Raw genomic sequence first — 17,398 nt, 5'->3', positions numbered from 1 at the left:
GTTGTAACTTCCCTCAAGTCGAATGACTCGAGTCTTCTCTTTGGGAGCAGCAGAAACGGGTGCCGTTCCACCAATCCCTACCAAGGTTGCAGCACCGATGGCTTTCAGTGCGTTGCGGCGGGTAAACGATGCAAGCTTTCTTCGTCAGATTTGGAATTTTTCTGTGTCATGTTGCTTCGACACAATCAATGATTAATACACGATAACATTACATTATGTGGCGAAAGAATTTCCACCAATCGGTAAATCGCTCAAATATTGAATAATTGGAGATCATATATTCTGTAAACGCTCTTCTGTAGGAGATTGTTGATACAGTCTCGGTCGCCAGTGCGAAGGTAGTAGTTGACTTTCTGAGCGTCCCTAACGCGGAGTTTCGATTTGCCTCCGTCGACGACAAATCGCAAGACTGCAGTCCATCAACAATGTGCTACACATGAGCGCTACCTAAAATATAGACCATCTCGTGGATCATGAGATAGGAGACGATGGGGGAGTACGTTTAGTGTGCTTCCTCCCCTGAACTGTCAGCCGGAAAATTCCATTTGGGCTGGGAATTTCACAAGAAGTAACGGATCCACTATAGATAGTTTGTCTCATCCGCTGTTTTCTCCTGGTTCATCGGCGTCCTCGAGTTCTTCGAGTGGCTTGAGATTCGCTTCCATACGTTCGCGTTTGGCTTTACGAAGCTTCTCTTCTGACGCCATCTTCGGTATCAATGACGCCCCTTCAGGAAGGTCAATCTCCTGCCCCTCTACGGGTTCCGAATCGGTGACCATCTTGCGGATCTCCATATCTCGGTTGAGCTTCCCAACCATCCGCTCGAATGCCGTCTCACGTTCGTGCTGAACTCGCCGGAGCTCCCTGACCTTCCGTTCGAATTCCGTCTGCGCTGCCCAATCGTAGATCCGACGCCCAAGAATCGTGAGTGCATATCGCTTCTCTGTTCCATGCTCGGTCGGCCTATGGCTGACAGTAAACACTTCGCGTTCAACACCCTCCGAGAGTCGTGAAGACACCGTCGATCCACTTACCGCAACCGAGTCGACGAGCGCGTTGAATGTCGCTGTTCCCGTCCCGATCTCCGTAACGAGTTCTGCCGCTCCCTTCTTCCGAAGAAATGTCTCGAGTTCGTCCAAGCCCATCGTACCTCCTTCTTCTCACACATCAGTATAAACCCAACCCGAGTTTGACTCATACTGATTCTTGACTCATACCGAATTATGGCCACAACTAATTCTCCAAGTATAGCGCGCATGCCCCTTGATGTATCTCCCACAATAAGCTCAGAGCACACAACCATCGCAAAATGCTCTACTCTATTTCCACTCTATTCTATACTGATCTCTGTTCTTGGATAGCGGATGTCTCTACACAGAATCACATCAGTATTTGGTCGAGCACACCTCAGAAGCAGATCAGTTCACCCCCGAGGTGGTTCAATGCTGACTGACCCGTCGGCTGTTGCTGACTCAATCATTGTCCACGCGGAGACGCTCTGTGAGCGTGAAGACCACCTCTGGGACGTGATTCGTCAGCTATCGATCTCCGTCGACAACCTCGAGGATGCTCGCGATCAGAACCGCGTGACGTTTGGAACCGATGAGATGTTCCGCACGCTCCTGTTCAAAGGGATTCGGGGTATCTCACAGAACGAATTAGCCCAACGACTCGGGCGGGAGCCGAGCTTGGTCAAGAGTTTCCACCTCGATATCACCGATCTCTCGAATACGCCGACCCAGCAACAGCTCTCGTATACGCACGCGCAGTTCAGTGAGAACACACAAGAGGTTCTGAACAGAACTGTCGCTGGCGTTCGACAGGCCGCACTTGATCACAGCGTACTCACGGAAGGCCTTGTTCCAACCATTCCGACGGAACCTGAGAATTCGACTTCGAAGAGCGAGAGCGAGTACAAGAAGGAGAAAGCCCAGAAGACGCTGACGCTCGCTCGAAAACACGTTCTTCCCGAGTTCGACACTCACCGAGCAGCCCACAAGACCTACTCCGACGAGGTAATTCTGGACATGTTCGCGCGCATCTGTGCGAACAAGGGGAGTGCTCACGCGGAATCGGAGTACGGCTGGCTCACCGACGACGAACTCATCTGCGACGACTCGACGTTCCTGCGAGCGATCAAGAAGATTGCGACGCCCGACGAGTCGAACAGTCAGCTCACGTTCGAGGACTTCGCGGACGGCGACTCGATGCCGGAGATCGACCGGATTCGAGACGCGATTATGACGGCGTTCGACGCCGCGACAGACAACATCATCAACTCGATTCGCGGTCAGGACCCCTTTGAGTCGCGTGAGAACGTTGCAGCCATCGACATCACGACCGAGCAGTTTCACGTCTGGCCGTGGGAGGATAAGGAAGCGGGTATCGCGAAGCCGGACTACCCGAAGATGGTGAGTGGGTACAAGGAGGGCAAAGAGTACAAACACGGTTACAAGTACGCGACGATCACCTTAGTCGGAGACCACGCACCGATTGTTCTCGGTATCGAGCCGGTCAAAGAGGACTCTGCGTGGGAACCCGACGACTCGCCATCGTACTCGAAAGCCGACCTTGTGAGTCGACTGCTGGATAGTGCCGAGCGGTTCGTCGACCTGGACACGGTGATGTTCGACCGAGGGTTCTACGTGAATCAGGTGTACGCAGACGTTCACGAGCGCGGACTAACGTACCTTTCACCAGTACCGACGTACGAGGACGACTTAGCGGCGATTCAGGATATTCAGGAGCATCCGACGGCGGATGCAGCAGTCAAACACGACGTACCATTGGGAATCGACGGCGAGGTCCATCACGAAGCGGAGTTCCTCTATGCGCCGAGTACGAGCGACGATGCCGAGGGGAAGTACGCGGTGTTCGTGACGAACCAGGATCGCGTGGAGCCTGCGGAGATTCGGAGTGTCGTGAACGGGTATAGTCGGCGCTGGGACATCGAGAACCAGTACAAGTCGATCAAGAGCTTCATGCCAAAGACGTCGTCGACGGACTATCGGCTTCGACTCTGTAACTTCGCGCTGTCGACGCTGATCTACAACCTGTGGCGGCTGACGGACTATTTGATCAAGGTCGCGCTCGACGAGCCGATCAGGTCGCCACCAGTAATTACGGCGAAGACGTTCGTGCGAGCGTTAGGCGACTTCCTGCGTAAGTTCGGGTAACGCTTTTCTCACTCCGGTTTGAGGATTCAGTAGCGGCTGCTCTGTAGATTTTCGCTCATTTTGTCGACCTTCGTTGACCAGTAGACTCGTGTCTGGTCGCTGAATCGACTTCATCCGGTTTTCGCACCCTGGTTTGGCCTACTCATTCGGAAATCAGAGAGTCTCGTTTGTAGGCTTATAAGCGCGCCAAGAATGTGTGGAACCACAACTTCGGGATCTCAAATTCTACAAACGGAGTAATAATTTGTGTCTTGCGCGCACGCGCGAGTACGAGAGCAAAGTCGTCAAGTTCGCCTCCAATTAGAGCCGACAACAGAGTCTACGAGGACGAACAGATCCTCAATCTGTTCGCCTCAGCACGTCTCACGCAGGGAAGTACCAACATTCAGTAAGAGACGCGCTCAGAGAAGATATGTTAGACGTTCACTGTTGAAGCTACACTAGGTAGTTCCCGACTGTGTGTACCGTAATTCTTACTGTAAATTCAACCGGTGCTCATTTCAGAATGTGTCTGGGTCGTTGAGGTGTGTTCAACCAACTCACTGACCCAGACGAGCAGATTTCGGCGGCTGACATGGAAACCTTTGCGCTTGACCATCTCTCGGAGTTACCGATGGAAGGCGTCGAGGGCTCGCCCCTCGACGCCGACGTGATTTGGAAAACCGTCGAACGAGCTGCCACCGACACCACCTCTGTTCACCACGTCGTCGAAAACACTGACGAGACGCCTGACGACGACGAAACGGTCATGGATTGGCTCCGCACTATCGATGCTGACGCTCTCGAAGATGTCGTCAACGACCTCCTCGCCGAGCATGCTACGACGATCCTCGACCCTGATCGGTCGAGGATCGTCATCATCGATTTCGTCGATAATCCCTATCACGGATCGTATCTCACCCATCCACGCGAGGTCTGTTCGATGAAGCCTCGCGACGGAACCACCGACTGTCACCGCTACTGTACCGCGTTCGTCCTCGATACGAAGAAACCGCTCACACTCGCGATAACGCCCGTCGTGAGCGATGAGGACGCAGCCGACGCCGTCGGCCGCGTCCTCGATCGCGTCGAACAGTTACCCTTCGAGGTCGACGCCATTCTCGCGGACCGCGGCTACTACCAAGAGCGCGTCATTCGACGTGCTCGGGCCACTGCTCCGGTGGTTCTCCCGGTCATCAAAAAGGGAAAACGGCTTCTCCATCAACTCGACACACACGCCTCCTACTGGACCGAATATGCGATGTACAAGGGCAAAGACCGAGAGCTTCAGTTCCCGCACGCGGTCTGTGTCTCCTACCACAACGGCGACCGCGGCGAGAACGGCGAAGTCGTCCGTGGATATGTGGCGTGCGATCTGACCGATCGCACGCCCAAACAGGTCGAAACCCTCTATCGCAAACGCTCAGCCATCGAAACCAGCTACCGAACCTACCGCGAAGCGAGAGCAACCACCACTACACCAGACCCGCTGATTCGGTTTGTACTCGTCGCTGTGGGCTTTCTGTTGCGGAATCTCTGGCTGGTCGTGCGCTGGACGGTCGTCGCCCGCCCACGACGGGGCGGGCGCGACCTTCCAACCGAATTCACGTTCGAACTGGTGTGCGGCTGGATCAGAGACCATCTGAGCACCGAGCTTGGATGGCAGTACACGTGGGAGACTAACGGAGTTGGTCTACCGCCGGGCTACGCCTTGGCCACGGCCTGACCGAAGTCAGGCCGCTGGCCCGCCTTTCCCGAGCAACAGCTCTCGACTAAATGCGCCAACAGAGCAGCCGAAAAGACGCTCACGCGCGTGAGCGTCTGCTTCACCCTCACCCAACTGTTCACACCATCGACTCATCCTCCAAATCATGGTGTGGACCCAGGAGATCGAAAACAGAATCGGGAACTACCTACACTAAGCTAGTGCGGCTCAAACATAAATTCGACTGCCAACGTGCGTTAACAATGGTACATGGTCGCTTTCGTTTCCAATCGTCGTACGCTATCATCACATCTTTGAGCGGACGAGAATTTGGACTATTCCCGACTGTTAATCAAGAATCCCTTCTTCAGTGAGGAGTGATTTTACTTCGTCACGGACGATGGATCGGATTTCTGCTTCAGAGAGGGTGTCGTCATGGCGGGCAACACCGAGTTCGGCATCAATTGTGCGAAGCGCCATCTCGAGAGCATCCATCCGATCAACTAGATCAGAGTGATCAATATCAGCGGCAGTTGCTGTTTCATCAAAAGTCAACTCGTGTTCGGCCTCATCTAGAAGTTTCGTTGCTGGCCGGTCAGTAAGCGCGGAGTCCGTCTTGTTGTCAGTCCGCGGACGGACCGGAGTCGCATCCATCATACCACCGATCCGAATTCCAGTGACGGTTTCAACTTTATCAGCGAGATTAGCGGCAAGGGCGCGTTGCTGATCCGGTTCGCCATGAACCAGGGTAATCTCTTCGGGAGACACTAGCCGCGCGAACCATCGAAGCGTATCTCGTGCTCCGTGGGCCGAGAGGCCGCTGTACCGTGAGATCCATGTGGACGGGATTTCAACAGTAGTGCCGTCGTCAGCGTCAGGCACGCCTTCCCCGAGCCTGAGTGCAGGGAGAGTTATCTCGATGGTTTCAGTGTCGGCGGTAATCGCCTCCTCAAGTTGTCGGCCCGGAGTTCCTTCAGCCTGGAACCCGCAGAGGAAGATATTGGCATGATCATAGCGTTCTGCAAACTCAACAAGATAGGAGGGGGCCCAGCCGCCTGATAGCATCCCAGAAGGAGCGATAATAATAGGGATGCGCTCGTTGTCGAGAGCCTCTTGCCGGTCAATATGGTAGCCTGCTTCTGCCTGATCTGGGAGGAAGGGTTGGTCCTCGCCATTATTGACTCGAAGGTTTCGAATGGATTCAGACGCGAATTCGCCGTGTGCATGCTGGTTGTAGGTGTTTGTTGCGCTGACAGCCATCCCATCGTAAATCAATTGGATCCGACTCCGAGTATCATTGTCGAGCTGATGAAGTCGGTTCTTGAAGATGTAGAGGAGTTCTTGTGAGCGACCGACGCCGAAGCAGGGAATTAAAACTGGTTCTTGATTCCGGACCGCAGTAATCGCATCGCTGTAAATCTCGGTTCTAGTGTCGTCTGCAGAGTCGTGGTTCTCTGTACTGCCGTACGTTGATTCCAGGAAGAGGCTGTCTGCCTTTGGCGGCTCCTCAATGTCCGGAAGATGGTTTGATCGGCCACCAAGATCTCCAGAGAATACGATCCGAGATCCCATCGTCTCGAATGCGATCCAAGCACTTCCCAGCAGGTGGCCTGCATTCCCGAACTCAAACGTCAAAGTCTCCTGATCCGAGAGATTAGGGACATAGTCTTGAATGTCGCCACGAATATATCCACGGGGCTCAAAGCGATCGAGGACCTTTCTGACGTCGGCATCTGTATAGAGCTGTTCCCGTCCCGGATCTTTGGCCTTCTCTTTGTGGATTTTCAGCGAGTCTTTGAGGAGGGTGCTGGCGAGAGCTTCGGTCGGCCGAGTAGTGATAATCGGCGCTCGCGGCGAGAGGAGCTGTCGGCTCTCGATCACCGGAAGCGCACCAACATGATCGATATGGGCGTGAGTTAGAAACACGGCATCGATCTGACCTTCATCGATTCCACGGAAGTCTGGGAACTGACCACCGTCACCCTGATTGAGACCGGCATCGACAAGGTAGGTCCCAAACCTGGTTTCAAGCTGATAGCAGCTCCGACCCACTTCTTGGACGCCACCGCGCGGTATCACAACGAACGGAGTGCCTTCTCCAGGCTCCACCTCGAGAGGGACATCGTCTTCCGCATATTCGGTAGCAGTCGTCGTTTTATACGCAACTTGGTTATTGGTGTCGTCGGTCATCGCTGGATCACTTCCTCAGCATAGAACCGTTCACGAGTTTCGCGTTGGCCCCGGAATGATAAAGACTGGAGCACATCTTCCTCTGACAATGCCGGGAAGAATCGGTCGATTGATGATAGCACACCGTTCAACGATCGGTACGATTCTCCGTAGGATGCGATACTGTCCATCTTCCACACGCCGGGGACAGCATCTACTTTCCCAGCTCGTTCGGCTTCGCTTTCAGTATAGTAGCGTCGTCTCCCGGCACTGCCCTGTGTCTGCCGACTTGACCGGGAGGGTTTGGCAGTTACTTCCGTTATTTGCACCAGTTGTGGTGGAGAGTGACTTTGTCCAGGCATGGCCGTGTCGAGATCTTCGCGGACCCGGGCAGCAGAGAGTGTACCGTCCCGTGAAAATGTGCCAAGCGTCATCTCACCCTCATTAGTATAGAGGTCGGGAGACGCTACGGATTGGCCAGTGGTCTCGTCCTGAGTGACGAACCGGGGCGGAAGTTCGGCAACGGTCAGTCCTGTCAAGTAGAGTCGGTCCGTGTCGACGTGGTCTTCCTCATCTAATGACGAAAGAAGATCTGCGAGGGCATTCTCAAACTCAGCCGGAGACCATGGTTCGGTATTACGAGGGGGACGTTCAGCCGGATTGTCGAAATGAACGGTCGACTCCGGAATGTACGGACCTTGCGGGACTCGGACATCAACCGGATAATTCGGTGTCGAAAGTTGTGTGTGAGTTTTATCACTACTGGTGGTCCGTCCAAGCTCGAGCGACACCGTGACCGGAAAGACGGTCGGTGGGAGACATTCGACCGCACCAAGAGGGTCTGATTCATCAAACACGACTGCATCTTGGCGCTCTGCCTCAGATTCTGTTTTACTGGTTTCTGATCCACTCATAGCTGATTTTTGTGTCCACAGAGCGCATAAGAGCTGGAATCGTTAGCACTGCACACTTATGAACTGCTGCTGGACACACCACATAGGTGTTTGTATATTTACAATAAGTTTTTCGAATGTGGGGAATATGATAGTTTTAACAGAAGGCATTAATAACTGCTCATGTGGCATTAGTTCCAATAAATAAAAGTGTTCGTTAAGAACTTAAGGTAGTTTTCTGAGTCGATGAGTTGCTTAGCCCAATCTCCAGTGGTGAATCACACGACCAGTCAGCGCTGGTTCATCGATATGAACTAGCAGTCATTCAATATGAGGTTCATTGACAGGGTACATCTGACGCAAATTATCGGTTGTGTCTCAAACTGGTCTAGAATACCACTGACAGTTTACGATCTCAAGAGTTCATTTGGGCTTCTATACTCAATCAGGTCGATTAGTTAGGCTATTTCGTTAGGCTAATTGCATGACTTTTTAGAGAGCCGGAGTTTAGAAATAAGCTATTTTGAGTAGGCTAATCGGTTAGGCTACTTAGATAGACCTTCCAGATGGTTCTTATCTATAGAATAACCGCAATACTCAGCTTCGCATGTTGGCTGTTTTACTGTGTAGTCGAAAAGGCAGCAGAATCGGCTTTGGGACAGTATTCAGAAGGTTAGTCAACCCAGTGGCGTTCAGTTCACTGTTCTGCTAAGTACGGTACTAGATGGTTCTCCAGATAGGCCAATCGGTTAGGCCAATCAATAAGCCTATCTAGGAGGACTAGCGAAAAACTATAATCAATCAGTTCATCCGATAATACATGCTTACTTATGCCACGTATTCGGAGGCTGGCGGCGTTGGAAAGACAACACTTGCTGCATCACTCGCTGACGAACACACCCGCGTCGGCCGCAACGTCCTGACAGTCGACCTTGATCCACAGTACGGATCACTGACTCACTTACTCGGCGTCGATGCCCCACGCGACGATGGCGACGCAGACAACTTGGCTCGCCATTTGATCGACCGGCCGAAAGGAGACTTCAACGAACTCATCCTCGAGACTGATTTCGGGTTCGATGTCGTCCCAAGCCACAACATGATGGAGCGACTCGGTGATCTCCTGACTCGAGCCGAGCAGATGGCCGCCGATCTCGACGAGGCTTTTGATCCAACCGACCAGCTGCGACGTGTCCTCCTCGAAGCTGGCGTCCCCAGCGAGTATGACACAATCATCATCGATCCGCCAGCAACTGCGGGACCTCACCTCTACAACGCAGTGAACGCAACGCGGTCGCTGGTGATCCCGATCGAGCCGACAGGGAAAGGGATGCAAAGCATCTACGGCCTCGAAGAGCTCGTCGACGGCCTTGAAGGCACCATCTCGAACGGCGATGAGCAGGTCGAGATCGGAGTCCTCGCGGGAGTCCCGAACGGCATCGGTCGAACAAGTGACCAACAAGAGTACCTCGAGGAAATCCGTAACCGGGGCTATCCAGCACCGGTCGCGATTCGTACTCGAGAGTCGCTATTCCAAGGCTGCTGGAAAGAGCAGTGTACTCCTCGCTACTACGTTGAGCACCACCGTGATCGGAAACGAGACCATGAGATGGAGACGCTCGAGAAGTTAGAGCAACTGGCTGCAGAGATTACGGAGGTCGGTGAGCGATGAAGAAGGGTGCTGGCAGCGATCCGTTCGGCGATAACGTCGACGACACGGATGACCAGAACGTGGAGGAGGATGTCGACAACGTTGTCGATGATGGCCTCGAAGAGGAGACTGAGGACAAATATCCCTCTGACGATGCCTCTATCGAGGAAGTAGTCGAGACCGTTAACGACGGAGTCGCGCCAGATCTCCCTCAGTCAGGCCGTGATGATGGCGGCATTCCTTGGGTCTATACGCGGGACAACGTCAAGCAGGACCGAGATATGGTCCAGTTCTATCTTCGCAGCAGCGTCCAGGATGTCGAGGGGAAGCTCGTTGATGCGGTCGAAGACGAACTCGGGGCCAGCGTCTCGAAGACGGACGTTCGAGAGGCTGCGTATGTCGCTGCAATGCGGCAGCCAGAAATCGTTGCTGAAGAACTCGAACGCTGGGGTTTCGAGAACGAGTGAGGTTCTCGAGGATTGAACGGACACCCCCCATATTTCATGAGTGTTTGAGAGTGCGTGATTTTGGAGGAAATAAATTAGTACTGTGAATCAATAACGTTCAAAGAATATAGAGTTCGACGCCCCCTCCCCCCACTTTTCACGAGAGTTCGAAACAAGTGGGACGGCCAAAGAAATTGTCTGTGCTTCTCATAGAGTAAGTGTCTAATGAATAGAAAGATTCTATGTCTAGTGCGGTTTTGGTTTTTTACATAGACACTTATAATTTTCTCTATTCAATACTCTCGGTCTCAGTCTTAGCCATAGGCTTGAGATCAAAAACACTCGTGAAAAGTGGGGGGAGGGGGGTGAGATGCCGGCCGACAAATGAGACGAATGAAGCTCATGAAACTCGTGAACTAGTGGTTTTATTATTCCTAGTTTGAATGTTGCTTGTAATGGGACTCGAGCCATTCACTCGTGACTCGACTATCTTTCGCGACGAGAATGTCCTTCGCGATAGTTACACCCCGCAGACGCTAATTGAGCGAGATGATGAGTTAATGGCCTATCAATCCGCTCTCCGGCCTGTTGTGAACGGAGCTCAACCAAAGAACCTCTTCCTCTATGGCCAAACCGGTGTTGGGAAAACGCTCGCAACGAAGTTGGTCCTTGAACGTCTTTCCACCGATCTCGAGCCAATGGATGATGTCGATTTACACACCGTCTTTCTCAACTGTAAATCTCTTTCCTCGAGTTATCAAGTCGCTGCAAATCTTGTAAATGAATTTCGCGAACCCGACGACAAGATCAAGACCACTGGCTACCCCTCGGGTATGATCAATCAAATGCTCTGGGACCATCTAAACGATCTCGAGGCAACCCACTGTTTGATTGTATTGGATGAAGTTGATTCGATTGGTAACGACGACGACATTCTCTACCAGGTTCCTCGGGCAAACGACAACAATCTCGTCGAAAATACTCAGGTCGGTGTTATCGGTATCTCGAATGATTTCACCTTCCGAGATAATCTCTCGGCTCGAGTGAAGGATTCGCTATGCGATGAGGAGATTCTGTTTTCTCCTTACGACGCAAACCAGCTTCGGCGAATTCTGGAACAACGATCCGAACAAGCGTTTCACGATGATGTCCTCGACGAGAACGTAATCCCGCTGGCCGCCGCATTCGCCGGCCAGAGTAGCGGATCTGCACGGCAGGCGCTTCTCCGACTCTATAAAGCAGGGGATATCGCTCGCGACGAAGGTACAGAAATGGTAACTGAGCGCCATGTTCGAGAGGCCGATCGAGCAGTTGAACGCGATAAGGTGTGGGAAGAGTTGTTGCGAGTACCGACGCACTCGAAGCTCACATTATACGCGCTATTGACGCTTGAGACCGAAAATAAACTCCCCGCAAAGCGCTCCGCGATTTACAAACGGTATCGGATCGCGGCGGATCGGATCGGTATTGACCCTCGTACTGATCGGACGGTCCATGACCGACTCTCGCAGTTGACATTAAAAGGGTTTCTTGATGTTGAAGAAAAGAACAAAGGGCCGAAAGGCGGATCATATTACCAATATCAGTTTTCAATTCGGCCAGAACTGGTTACTGAAGCTCTTTCTGAGGATTCCCGAGTTAGTGAACTATTCGACTAACCGCACCTAGCCATCGCGTTTGAGGTGGTACCTGGAATCCATAGACTCAACCCGATTGGCCCCTTCGAACTACACACCGAATGCGGATCGATTTCGACGACGGGACACTCGTGCTCCAAGATGCGCCTGCCGAGGTCCCCTTTGCGGAGTGGGACGATCGCATTGATGAGTACCGCGTGCAGGCCTATCGGTATCGGGAACTTCTTGAGTGGGCTGGTGGCTGGTCCGACAGCAACGGACAGACAACACTCGAAGATGCGTTACCACGTTCTATGTCTCTCCACGATGCTGCCCGAAGTTATCCAGAACTCGATCTGACACCGGCGCTCCACATCGAACCGCGTGACTATCAGCAGGCCGCCCTCGACGCCTGGATCGACCACAGCCGTCGAGGGAGTGTTGTTCTCCCGACTGGCAGCGGGAAGACCTTTCTTGGACTGCAGGCAATCGCTGACGCCGGCGTGAGTGCGCTTGTCGTGACACCGACGATTGACCTGATGAATCAGTGGCACGCCACACTCACCAACGCCTTTGGCGATCAACTCACAGAGCCGATCGGCGTTCTCGGCGGCGGCAGCCACGAAGTCACCGCGATTACCGTCACCACCTACGATAGCGCCTACCGCTACATCAACGAATACGGCGACCAGTTCGGCTTACTCGTCGTCGACGAAGAACATCACCTGCCAGCGCCGACATACCAGCAGATTCCCGAGATGACGATTGCACCGTATCGGTTGGGACTGACTGCTACCTACGAACGGCCTGACGGAAAGCATGAGCTCCTCGAGGATCTCATCGGTCCGGTTGTTTATGAAGAGGCTGTCGACGAACTTGCTGGCGAGTACCTCAGCGAGTACGAAACCATCCACATGTCTGTCGAGCTCACGCCAGAGGAACGGGAGACATACGACGAGGAGTACCAGATCTATCGCGACTACGTCGATAGCCACGAGTTTGATCTCTGGAAAGAGGAGGGTTATCAGGAGTTCCTCAAACGGACGTCCTACGATCCGAAGGGACGGCGGGCACTCATCGCCAAGCAGCGCGCCGAACGCATCGCCCGAACGGCAGAGAAAAAACTCGAGACGCTCGATAACCTGCTCAAACGTCACCACGACGATCGCGCAATAATATTCACTGCGAACAATGACTTTGCCTACGAAATCTCTCAGGAGTTCATCGTCCCCTGCATTACCCATCAAACGAAGACGGACGAGCGCACCGAGATTCTCGAGCGATTCCGGACTGGCGAGTACTCGATGCTGGCAACGTCTCAGGTGCTCGACGAGGGGATTGACGTTCCCGCTGCGAACGTGGGGATTATCCTGTCGGGAAGTGCTTCGAAGCGGCAGTATGCCCAGCGGCTTGGACGCATCCTCCGGCCGACAGATGACCGCCAGCCGGCCCGACTCTACGAGATCATCACGGCAGACACGATGGAAACGTACGTGTCCCAACAGCGCCGACAGGGGGTGACGACGAATGCTGACGGCTGATCTGGCTCGTTCTCGTACCACCGGCGATGCGATCAAGCCGCTGTTTATCGATCCAACGGACGAGAACTATCGAGAGACGGCACGCGAACTCATTGCGTTGTTCGATGCCCATCTCGGTGAGCCGAAAGGCGATCTCGAAGACGCGATCGACGAACTCACTGTAGCAGATACCGACTACAAGATCGTCCAGGGACTGGCGAAACTGCTTCTCGACGAGTGTGAGTTCGAAGTCACGTCTCCGGTTGAGCCTCATGAAATCCGCCAGCGCCTGTTCGAGAAAGCCAACGAGCGGTATCCGGTTGTTCGCCAGCCTACGCTCGGTGACGACACACAGAAGATCGAGGTGTATAGTGCAGTTGCTGATGAGTTGGGTATCTCACTCGAAGCGTGCTACCGCGGGATGTATGCTGACCTCGAGGAGAACAAACGACTTGTCCAGATTGGTACACGGACCGCTGACCAGTACGCCGGTGCTGGCGAGCAATCGACCACAACGACGACACTGACTGGCAGTAGTGACGGCGAGTACGAACACACTGATCTGACGGTCGACTGGCTGGTCACTCGCTACAATCTTGCGCTCGCTCAGGCGGTCCTCTACGATGCGACCGAGATGCGAATCCGTGTCTGGGATCATTTCGGGACGGTATTCAGCTACGTCAAACTCTTCGGACTGATGCATCGGATCTATCCGATCGATTCTGATGGCAAGCGTGTCGAACGAACCGACCGTGCCGATGGCTACGAGGCCATACTTGACGGGCCAGCGTCGTTGTTCTCCCAATCGCAAAAATACGGTATTCGGCTGGCGAACTTTCTGCCAGCATTGCCTCTCTGTGACCGTTGGGAGATGACTGCCACAGTACTTGTCGACGAGACATCGGGTGAGACACGGCAACTCAGACTGGACGACACTGACGGACTCGATTCACACTACAGTACTGGCAGACAGTTCGATAGCGATCTCGAGCAGACACTCGCCCAGAAATGGGAGCGAGCGACCACGGACTGGGAGTTACTACGGGAAAACGATGTGTTTGACCTCGGTGATGAGGTGATGATCCCCGATTTCGCGCTCGAGCATCCGGACGGTCGGCGAGCGATTCTCGAGATCATCGGATTCTGGACACCCGAGTATCTCGAGTCGAAGCTGAAGAAAATACGCCAGGCAGATGCTGAGAATCTCCTTGTCGCAGTCTCCGAACAGTTAGATTGCTCGAATGATAACTTCGGTGATACGAGCGAGCGGGTGCTCTGGTTCAAAACTGGGATTCACGTCTACGACCTAGTTGAACTGGCAGAAGAGTACTCGATTTGAGAACGGAACTCTCAGTGTGTTTTCGACTGGCAGATAATTCGTGTCACGCGCGGTCACGTCCGCGTAACTGGGAGTCGGGAAGAGATTGATAATGAGGCCATCGGATAGATCACCTGTCGCGTGATCCGCTGCACGCGACACTGCCCGGATTCAATCATCGCCCACCCTCAGTCCCGTCCGGTGCTGATCTTTGTCCTCGATCCACCGGACGTATCGCTTTTCGATACTCGAGACACACCGTGTGCAGAGTAAAATCTGTGTGCGTGGGGCATCAACTATCTGTGAAGGGGGAGTTTCATCCCTGTTTTCTCAGGAAATACGGTGTGTCTTCCGTCCCCCTACGTTCCGTGCCGCTGGTCGAGCACACCAATATCAGAATCTGTACTGTCAGGTCCAGCAACTGCCTTCGCACGCTCAAGTTCACGGATCTCTTGTTGAGCCTGTCGTTCGAGCATTTCTGCTCGCCGACAACGGCCACGAGCGACGTCGTCGACACCGTCTTCGTCACCGATCATAAACCGCTTGCCACGGTGATCGATCTGCTCGAGCATTAGTACCGATCCTCGGCTTCATCCACTGCAGCATCTCGAGCGTCCGCTTGTAGGTGCTCGTAGCGGACCTCACAGCTGTCCGAACAGAACCGACCAGCATATCCTGCACAATCGCGAGCAGGTTCCGAACACGTCGGCATCCGGCACTCGTCGCGATCAGTCATCTAGCGATCCCTCGGTTCAAGAGCTGAGTCGTTTCAGTGTCTATCGACGCGGTTGCTGTCTCTCTTTGTCTCATGGGTTGCTGCGGTGGCTCCCTTCGAGCCCCTGCACCCCTTTCGGGGGTTACAAACCGTCTCGCGTGACGAGATCACTCGACAGTCAGCGGCTGAACGTCCCATCTGGCGCAGGAACAAGTCCCGTCCGGATCTCGAGGTCGACACGGCGAAGATGCTTGCAGCCGTCGTCTGGCTGGCGCTGCTCGAAATCAGGACAGGTACACGTCGCTGCCTCGATATCGACCTTGTAGCTGTTCCCACTCTCACTCTCGACCTCGTAGATCGGGCCCACTGTCGCAAAGCGGACGTCCAGTCTTTCGTTCAGTGCACGGCGCGTTCGTGGGTCGTCGATCGAGTAGCCACCTGCCTCAAGGACAGTCGGTGGTTGGGGGTTGTCGCAGGGGGTGGTGAACTCGTCGCGATGGTTGCGTTCTTGACTGCACTTTCTGCAGCGCCAGTAGCGTGTGCGATACTCGTAGCCGTCAGTGAGATTGAGTTCGTACGGTGTTGGCTCTGCGCCCGGCAGCCACTCGTCGATCGCGACGAGTTCGTGTCCGTTCAGCCGGGCAACGTCTCCTGGATAGCTGCGATCGCGGTTGCTTGTGTACTCGTCTGTTGGTCGATCTCGATGCGGGTCGCTCTGGAGTGGTTGGTCTGTACTCATTCGTGGCCTCAAGGCACACGAGTGTGCGCCCGCTCCTACTGGCGCAGAAAAACCGAATGCGATCAGCTATTGGGTTCCGTTGGCAGCCTCGAGTAACCTCTCTACTTCTTCTTGGCTGAGCCAGACTTCATGTCGTCACGGTTCTCGTGCTGTTTGTGATGCCTGCCTGTCGGACAAAAGCCGACAGCAATCGAGTTTGTAGTGCTCGAGGGAGAGGTCAGGCCTATTCTGTTCGAGACTACCTGAGCTCTCGGACACCGCGCTCGCGGTAACTACAGATGCGCATCTAACGATGAAGAACGGAATCAGGAGAACCATACGGACGAATCTAAAATGCCAGTTTATGCCCTCCAATACAGAGACACTCTTCGCCAAATTCGTCGCTGGCTATTAGCCATTGCACTCTTGCTCGGGGTCGGAATTGTTACACTGGCTCACACTGGATACATTCTAACGGTGACGAGTCTTCTCTACTGGCAGAGTCTCGTATTTAGTGTCGCTGGTGTGATTGGCGGTGTAATCGCGCTCGTCGCGGGTATAAAGCTTCTCAGGAGTTTCTTCTCTCCTGAAAACTCTCCATATGAGTGATCACCATTCGATACGTACCTTCTCTATATTTATTGCTAACTCGAGATCGTCCGTCCGGGTCTGTCGCACTTCTCGGACACAGCACTCGCAGTAAGTGCAGAGCATGGATGTAGTAAACCGACATCGTTTGTTTCAAGCAACTCGCGCTGAAGTAGACGATCAGTGGACGTTCAAACGGCCCACCTTCGCGTCAGGGTTCCTGACGGAGTAATATCAAATGTCAGGCCACCACTCTCACTCTCGTCACCCGGATAGTAGTGGAAGTTGTCTTGTTCTGTTAGAAAGCCACTATCATCTCTGAAGAGGCTGTACTCTATAATATACTGTTGTCGTTCAGCAACGTCTTTACGGACAGTTTGCTCGTCTGGCCCAACATCGATTGATCCTGAGAACACCCGGGCTTCGCCTCTGGAGAGGTCTCCGTCTGTTCGTGAAAAAGCCATTTCGATTGTGTAGGAGCTCTCGGACTGGTTAAAGACGGTCACGGAAAGCATTGGTGAATTAGAGAGCAGTTCCGTACATCCAGCAAGCCCCGAGCAGAGAGGAATCGTGCCCAAAACAAAGGTACGACGTTTCATACAAGAATATCAAATTCAATCAATAAGTATTTTGTAGCAATTTTGTACCCCATATTGTATGATCATTGCTCTTATTGATTGAGTTCTGACTCGTGCTGCATCCGTGCCTTGCATTCAGCATGGATTGAAAAACGTCATCTGTAACTGGTAGATCTCGGACAGTAAGTTCGCATCTATACTTACTGAGAGGGTGTCATAGAACTCTTCCCACGGTGTTGATTACACCCACTCCGATGGTTAATTGGCTGATGAGTAGGGATGCGAACTGAACATTACATTTCTCGATTCAATATAAAAGACTCAGA

At 53.4% G+C, this 17,398-nt stretch carries 14 protein-coding genes and 1 pseudogene; 7 read left to right on the top strand and 8 right to left on the bottom strand.

The features are described 5' to 3' along the window. Both E2L06_RS23095 and E2L06_RS21005 read right to left on the bottom strand, forming a co-directional pair. A pseudogene (locus E2L06_RS23095) lies at positions 1-117 on the bottom strand (hypothetical protein); the annotation flags it as partial. A 479-nt stretch (positions 118-596) separates the two neighbouring features. Beyond that, positions 597-1,145 carry a hypothetical protein gene (locus tag E2L06_RS21005; RefSeq protein WP_138783045.1) on the bottom strand — a complete coding sequence of 183 codons (549 nt, stop codon included), beginning with the start codon at positions 1,143-1,145 and terminating at the stop codon, positions 597-599. A 297-nt stretch (positions 1,146-1,442) separates the two neighbouring features. On the opposite strand from E2L06_RS21005, the gene E2L06_RS21000 reads away from it, so the two are divergent. Both E2L06_RS21000 and E2L06_RS20995 read left to right on the top strand, forming a co-directional pair. Continuing rightward, complete coding sequence (locus E2L06_RS21000; RefSeq protein ID WP_138783044.1) at positions 1,443-3,176, top strand: transposase; 1,734 nt, start codon at positions 1,443-1,445, stop codon at positions 3,174-3,176. 574 nt (positions 3,177-3,750) lie between these two features. Further along, positions 3,751-4,881 carry an ISH3 family transposase gene (locus E2L06_RS20995; protein WP_138783226.1) on the top strand — a complete coding sequence of 377 codons (1,131 nt, stop codon included), beginning with the start codon at positions 3,751-3,753 and terminating at the stop codon, positions 4,879-4,881. A 327-nt stretch (positions 4,882-5,208) separates the two neighbouring features. Here E2L06_RS20995 and E2L06_RS20990 read toward each other — a convergent pair whose 3' ends face one another. Both E2L06_RS20990 and E2L06_RS20985 read right to left on the bottom strand, forming a co-directional pair. After that, a complete protein-coding gene (locus E2L06_RS20990; protein ID WP_138783043.1) occupies positions 5,209-7,050 on the bottom strand; it encodes an MBL fold metallo-hydrolase in 1,842 nt (613 codons plus the stop codon). Then, positions 7,047-7,943, bottom strand: a complete 897-nt coding sequence (locus E2L06_RS20985; RefSeq protein WP_138783042.1) for a hypothetical protein — start codon at positions 7,941-7,943, stop codon at positions 7,047-7,049. The genes E2L06_RS20990 and E2L06_RS20985 overlap by 4 nt, the downstream gene beginning before the upstream one ends. Before the next feature lie 799 nt (positions 7,944-8,742). Here E2L06_RS20985 and E2L06_RS20980 point away from each other — a divergent pair. The 5 genes from E2L06_RS20980 (at position 8,743) to E2L06_RS20960 (ending at position 14,494) form a co-directional block, all read left to right on the top strand. Further along, positions 8,743-9,594 carry a ParA family protein gene (locus E2L06_RS20980; RefSeq protein WP_138783041.1) on the top strand — a complete coding sequence of 284 codons (852 nt, stop codon included), beginning with the start codon at positions 8,743-8,745 and terminating at the stop codon, positions 9,592-9,594. After that, positions 9,591-10,040 (top strand): hypothetical protein, encoded by a 450-nt coding sequence (locus tag E2L06_RS20975; RefSeq protein WP_138783040.1) that lies wholly within the window; start codon positions 9,591-9,593, stop codon positions 10,038-10,040. The genes E2L06_RS20980 and E2L06_RS20975 overlap by 4 nt, the downstream gene beginning before the upstream one ends. Positions 10,041-10,474: 434 nt before the next feature. Then, complete coding sequence (locus E2L06_RS20970) at positions 10,475-11,677, top strand: Cdc6/Cdc18 family protein (protein ID WP_138783039.1); 1,203 nt, start codon at positions 10,475-10,477, stop codon at positions 11,675-11,677. Positions 11,678-11,757: 80 nt separating this feature from the next. Next, positions 11,758-13,176 (top strand): DEAD/DEAH box helicase family protein, encoded by a 1,419-nt coding sequence (locus E2L06_RS20965; RefSeq protein ID WP_138783383.1) that lies wholly within the window; start codon positions 11,758-11,760, stop codon positions 13,174-13,176. Then, positions 13,163-14,494, top strand: coding sequence for a DUF790 family protein (locus E2L06_RS20960; RefSeq protein WP_138783382.1), 1,332 nt, complete (start codon positions 13,163-13,165; stop codon positions 14,492-14,494). The genes E2L06_RS20965 and E2L06_RS20960 overlap by 14 nt, the downstream gene beginning before the upstream one ends. Before the next feature lie 338 nt (positions 14,495-14,832). Here E2L06_RS20960 and E2L06_RS20955 read toward each other — a convergent pair whose 3' ends face one another. The 4 genes from E2L06_RS20955 to E2L06_RS20945 all read right to left on the bottom strand — a co-directional run bounded on the left by E2L06_RS20955 (position 14,833) and on the right by E2L06_RS20945 (position 17,093). Then, complete coding sequence (locus E2L06_RS20955; protein WP_138783381.1) at positions 14,833-15,045, bottom strand: hypothetical protein; 213 nt, start codon at positions 15,043-15,045, stop codon at positions 14,833-14,835. Continuing rightward, on the bottom strand, positions 15,045-15,209 hold the full coding sequence (locus E2L06_RS22165; protein WP_171052453.1) for a hypothetical protein: 165 nt from the start codon (positions 15,207-15,209) through the stop codon (positions 15,045-15,047). Before E2L06_RS22165 ends, E2L06_RS20955 begins: the two co-directional genes overlap by 1 nt. 157 nt (positions 15,210-15,366) lie before the next feature. Then, a complete protein-coding gene (locus E2L06_RS20950) occupies positions 15,367-15,927 on the bottom strand; it encodes an SWIM zinc finger family protein (protein ID WP_138783380.1) in 561 nt (186 codons plus the stop codon). A gap of 758 nt (positions 15,928-16,685) precedes the next feature. Further along, complete coding sequence (locus tag E2L06_RS20945; RefSeq protein WP_212750833.1) at positions 16,686-17,093, bottom strand: hypothetical protein; 408 nt, start codon at positions 17,091-17,093, stop codon at positions 16,686-16,688. Positions 17,094-17,398 lie beyond the last annotated feature (305 nt).

Source organism: Haloterrigena sp. H1 (assembly GCF_005938085.1).
Taxonomy (GTDB): Archaea; Halobacteriota; Halobacteria; order Halobacteriales; family Natrialbaceae; genus Natrinema.
This window is presented reverse-complemented; position numbering and strand designations above follow the sequence as displayed.

Excerpts from the sequence above, each read along its gene's own strand:
- E2L06_RS20945 (WP_212750833.1), bottom strand. The coding sequence starts at position 17,093 with ATGAAACGTCGTACCTTTGTTTTGGGCACGATTCCTCTCTGCTCGGGG.
- E2L06_RS20950 (WP_138783380.1), bottom strand. The coding sequence starts at position 15,927 with ATGAGTACAGACCAACCACTCCAGAGCGACCCGCATCGAGATCGACCA.
- E2L06_RS20980 (WP_138783041.1), top strand. The coding sequence starts at position 8,743 with ATGCTTACTTATGCCACGTATTCGGAGGCTGGCGGCGTTGGAAAGACA.
- E2L06_RS20955 (WP_138783381.1), bottom strand. The coding sequence starts at position 15,045 with ATGCTCGAGCAGATCGATCACCGTGGCAAGCGGTTTATGATCGGTGAC.
- E2L06_RS20995 (WP_138783226.1), top strand. The coding sequence starts at position 3,751 with ATGGAAACCTTTGCGCTTGACCATCTCTCGGAGTTACCGATGGAAGGC.
- E2L06_RS20985 (WP_138783042.1), bottom strand. The coding sequence starts at position 7,943 with ATGAGTGGATCAGAAACCAGTAAAACAGAATCTGAGGCAGAGCGCCAA.
- E2L06_RS20975 (WP_138783040.1), top strand. The coding sequence starts at position 9,591 with ATGAAGAAGGGTGCTGGCAGCGATCCGTTCGGCGATAACGTCGACGAC.
- E2L06_RS20970 (WP_138783039.1), top strand. The coding sequence starts at position 10,475 with ATGGGACTCGAGCCATTCACTCGTGACTCGACTATCTTTCGCGACGAG.
- E2L06_RS20990 (WP_138783043.1), bottom strand. The coding sequence starts at position 7,050 with ATGACCGACGACACCAATAACCAAGTTGCGTATAAAACGACGACTGCT.
- E2L06_RS21005 (WP_138783045.1), bottom strand. The coding sequence starts at position 1,145 with ATGGGCTTGGACGAACTCGAGACATTTCTTCGGAAGAAGGGAGCGGCA.
- E2L06_RS21000 (WP_138783044.1), top strand. The coding sequence starts at position 1,443 with ATGCTGACTGACCCGTCGGCTGTTGCTGACTCAATCATTGTCCACGCG.
- E2L06_RS20960 (WP_138783382.1), top strand. The coding sequence starts at position 13,163 with ATGCTGACGGCTGATCTGGCTCGTTCTCGTACCACCGGCGATGCGATC.
- E2L06_RS22165 (WP_171052453.1), bottom strand. The coding sequence starts at position 15,209 with ATGACTGATCGCGACGAGTGCCGGATGCCGACGTGTTCGGAACCTGCT.
- E2L06_RS20965 (WP_138783383.1), top strand. The coding sequence starts at position 11,758 with ATGCGGATCGATTTCGACGACGGGACACTCGTGCTCCAAGATGCGCCT.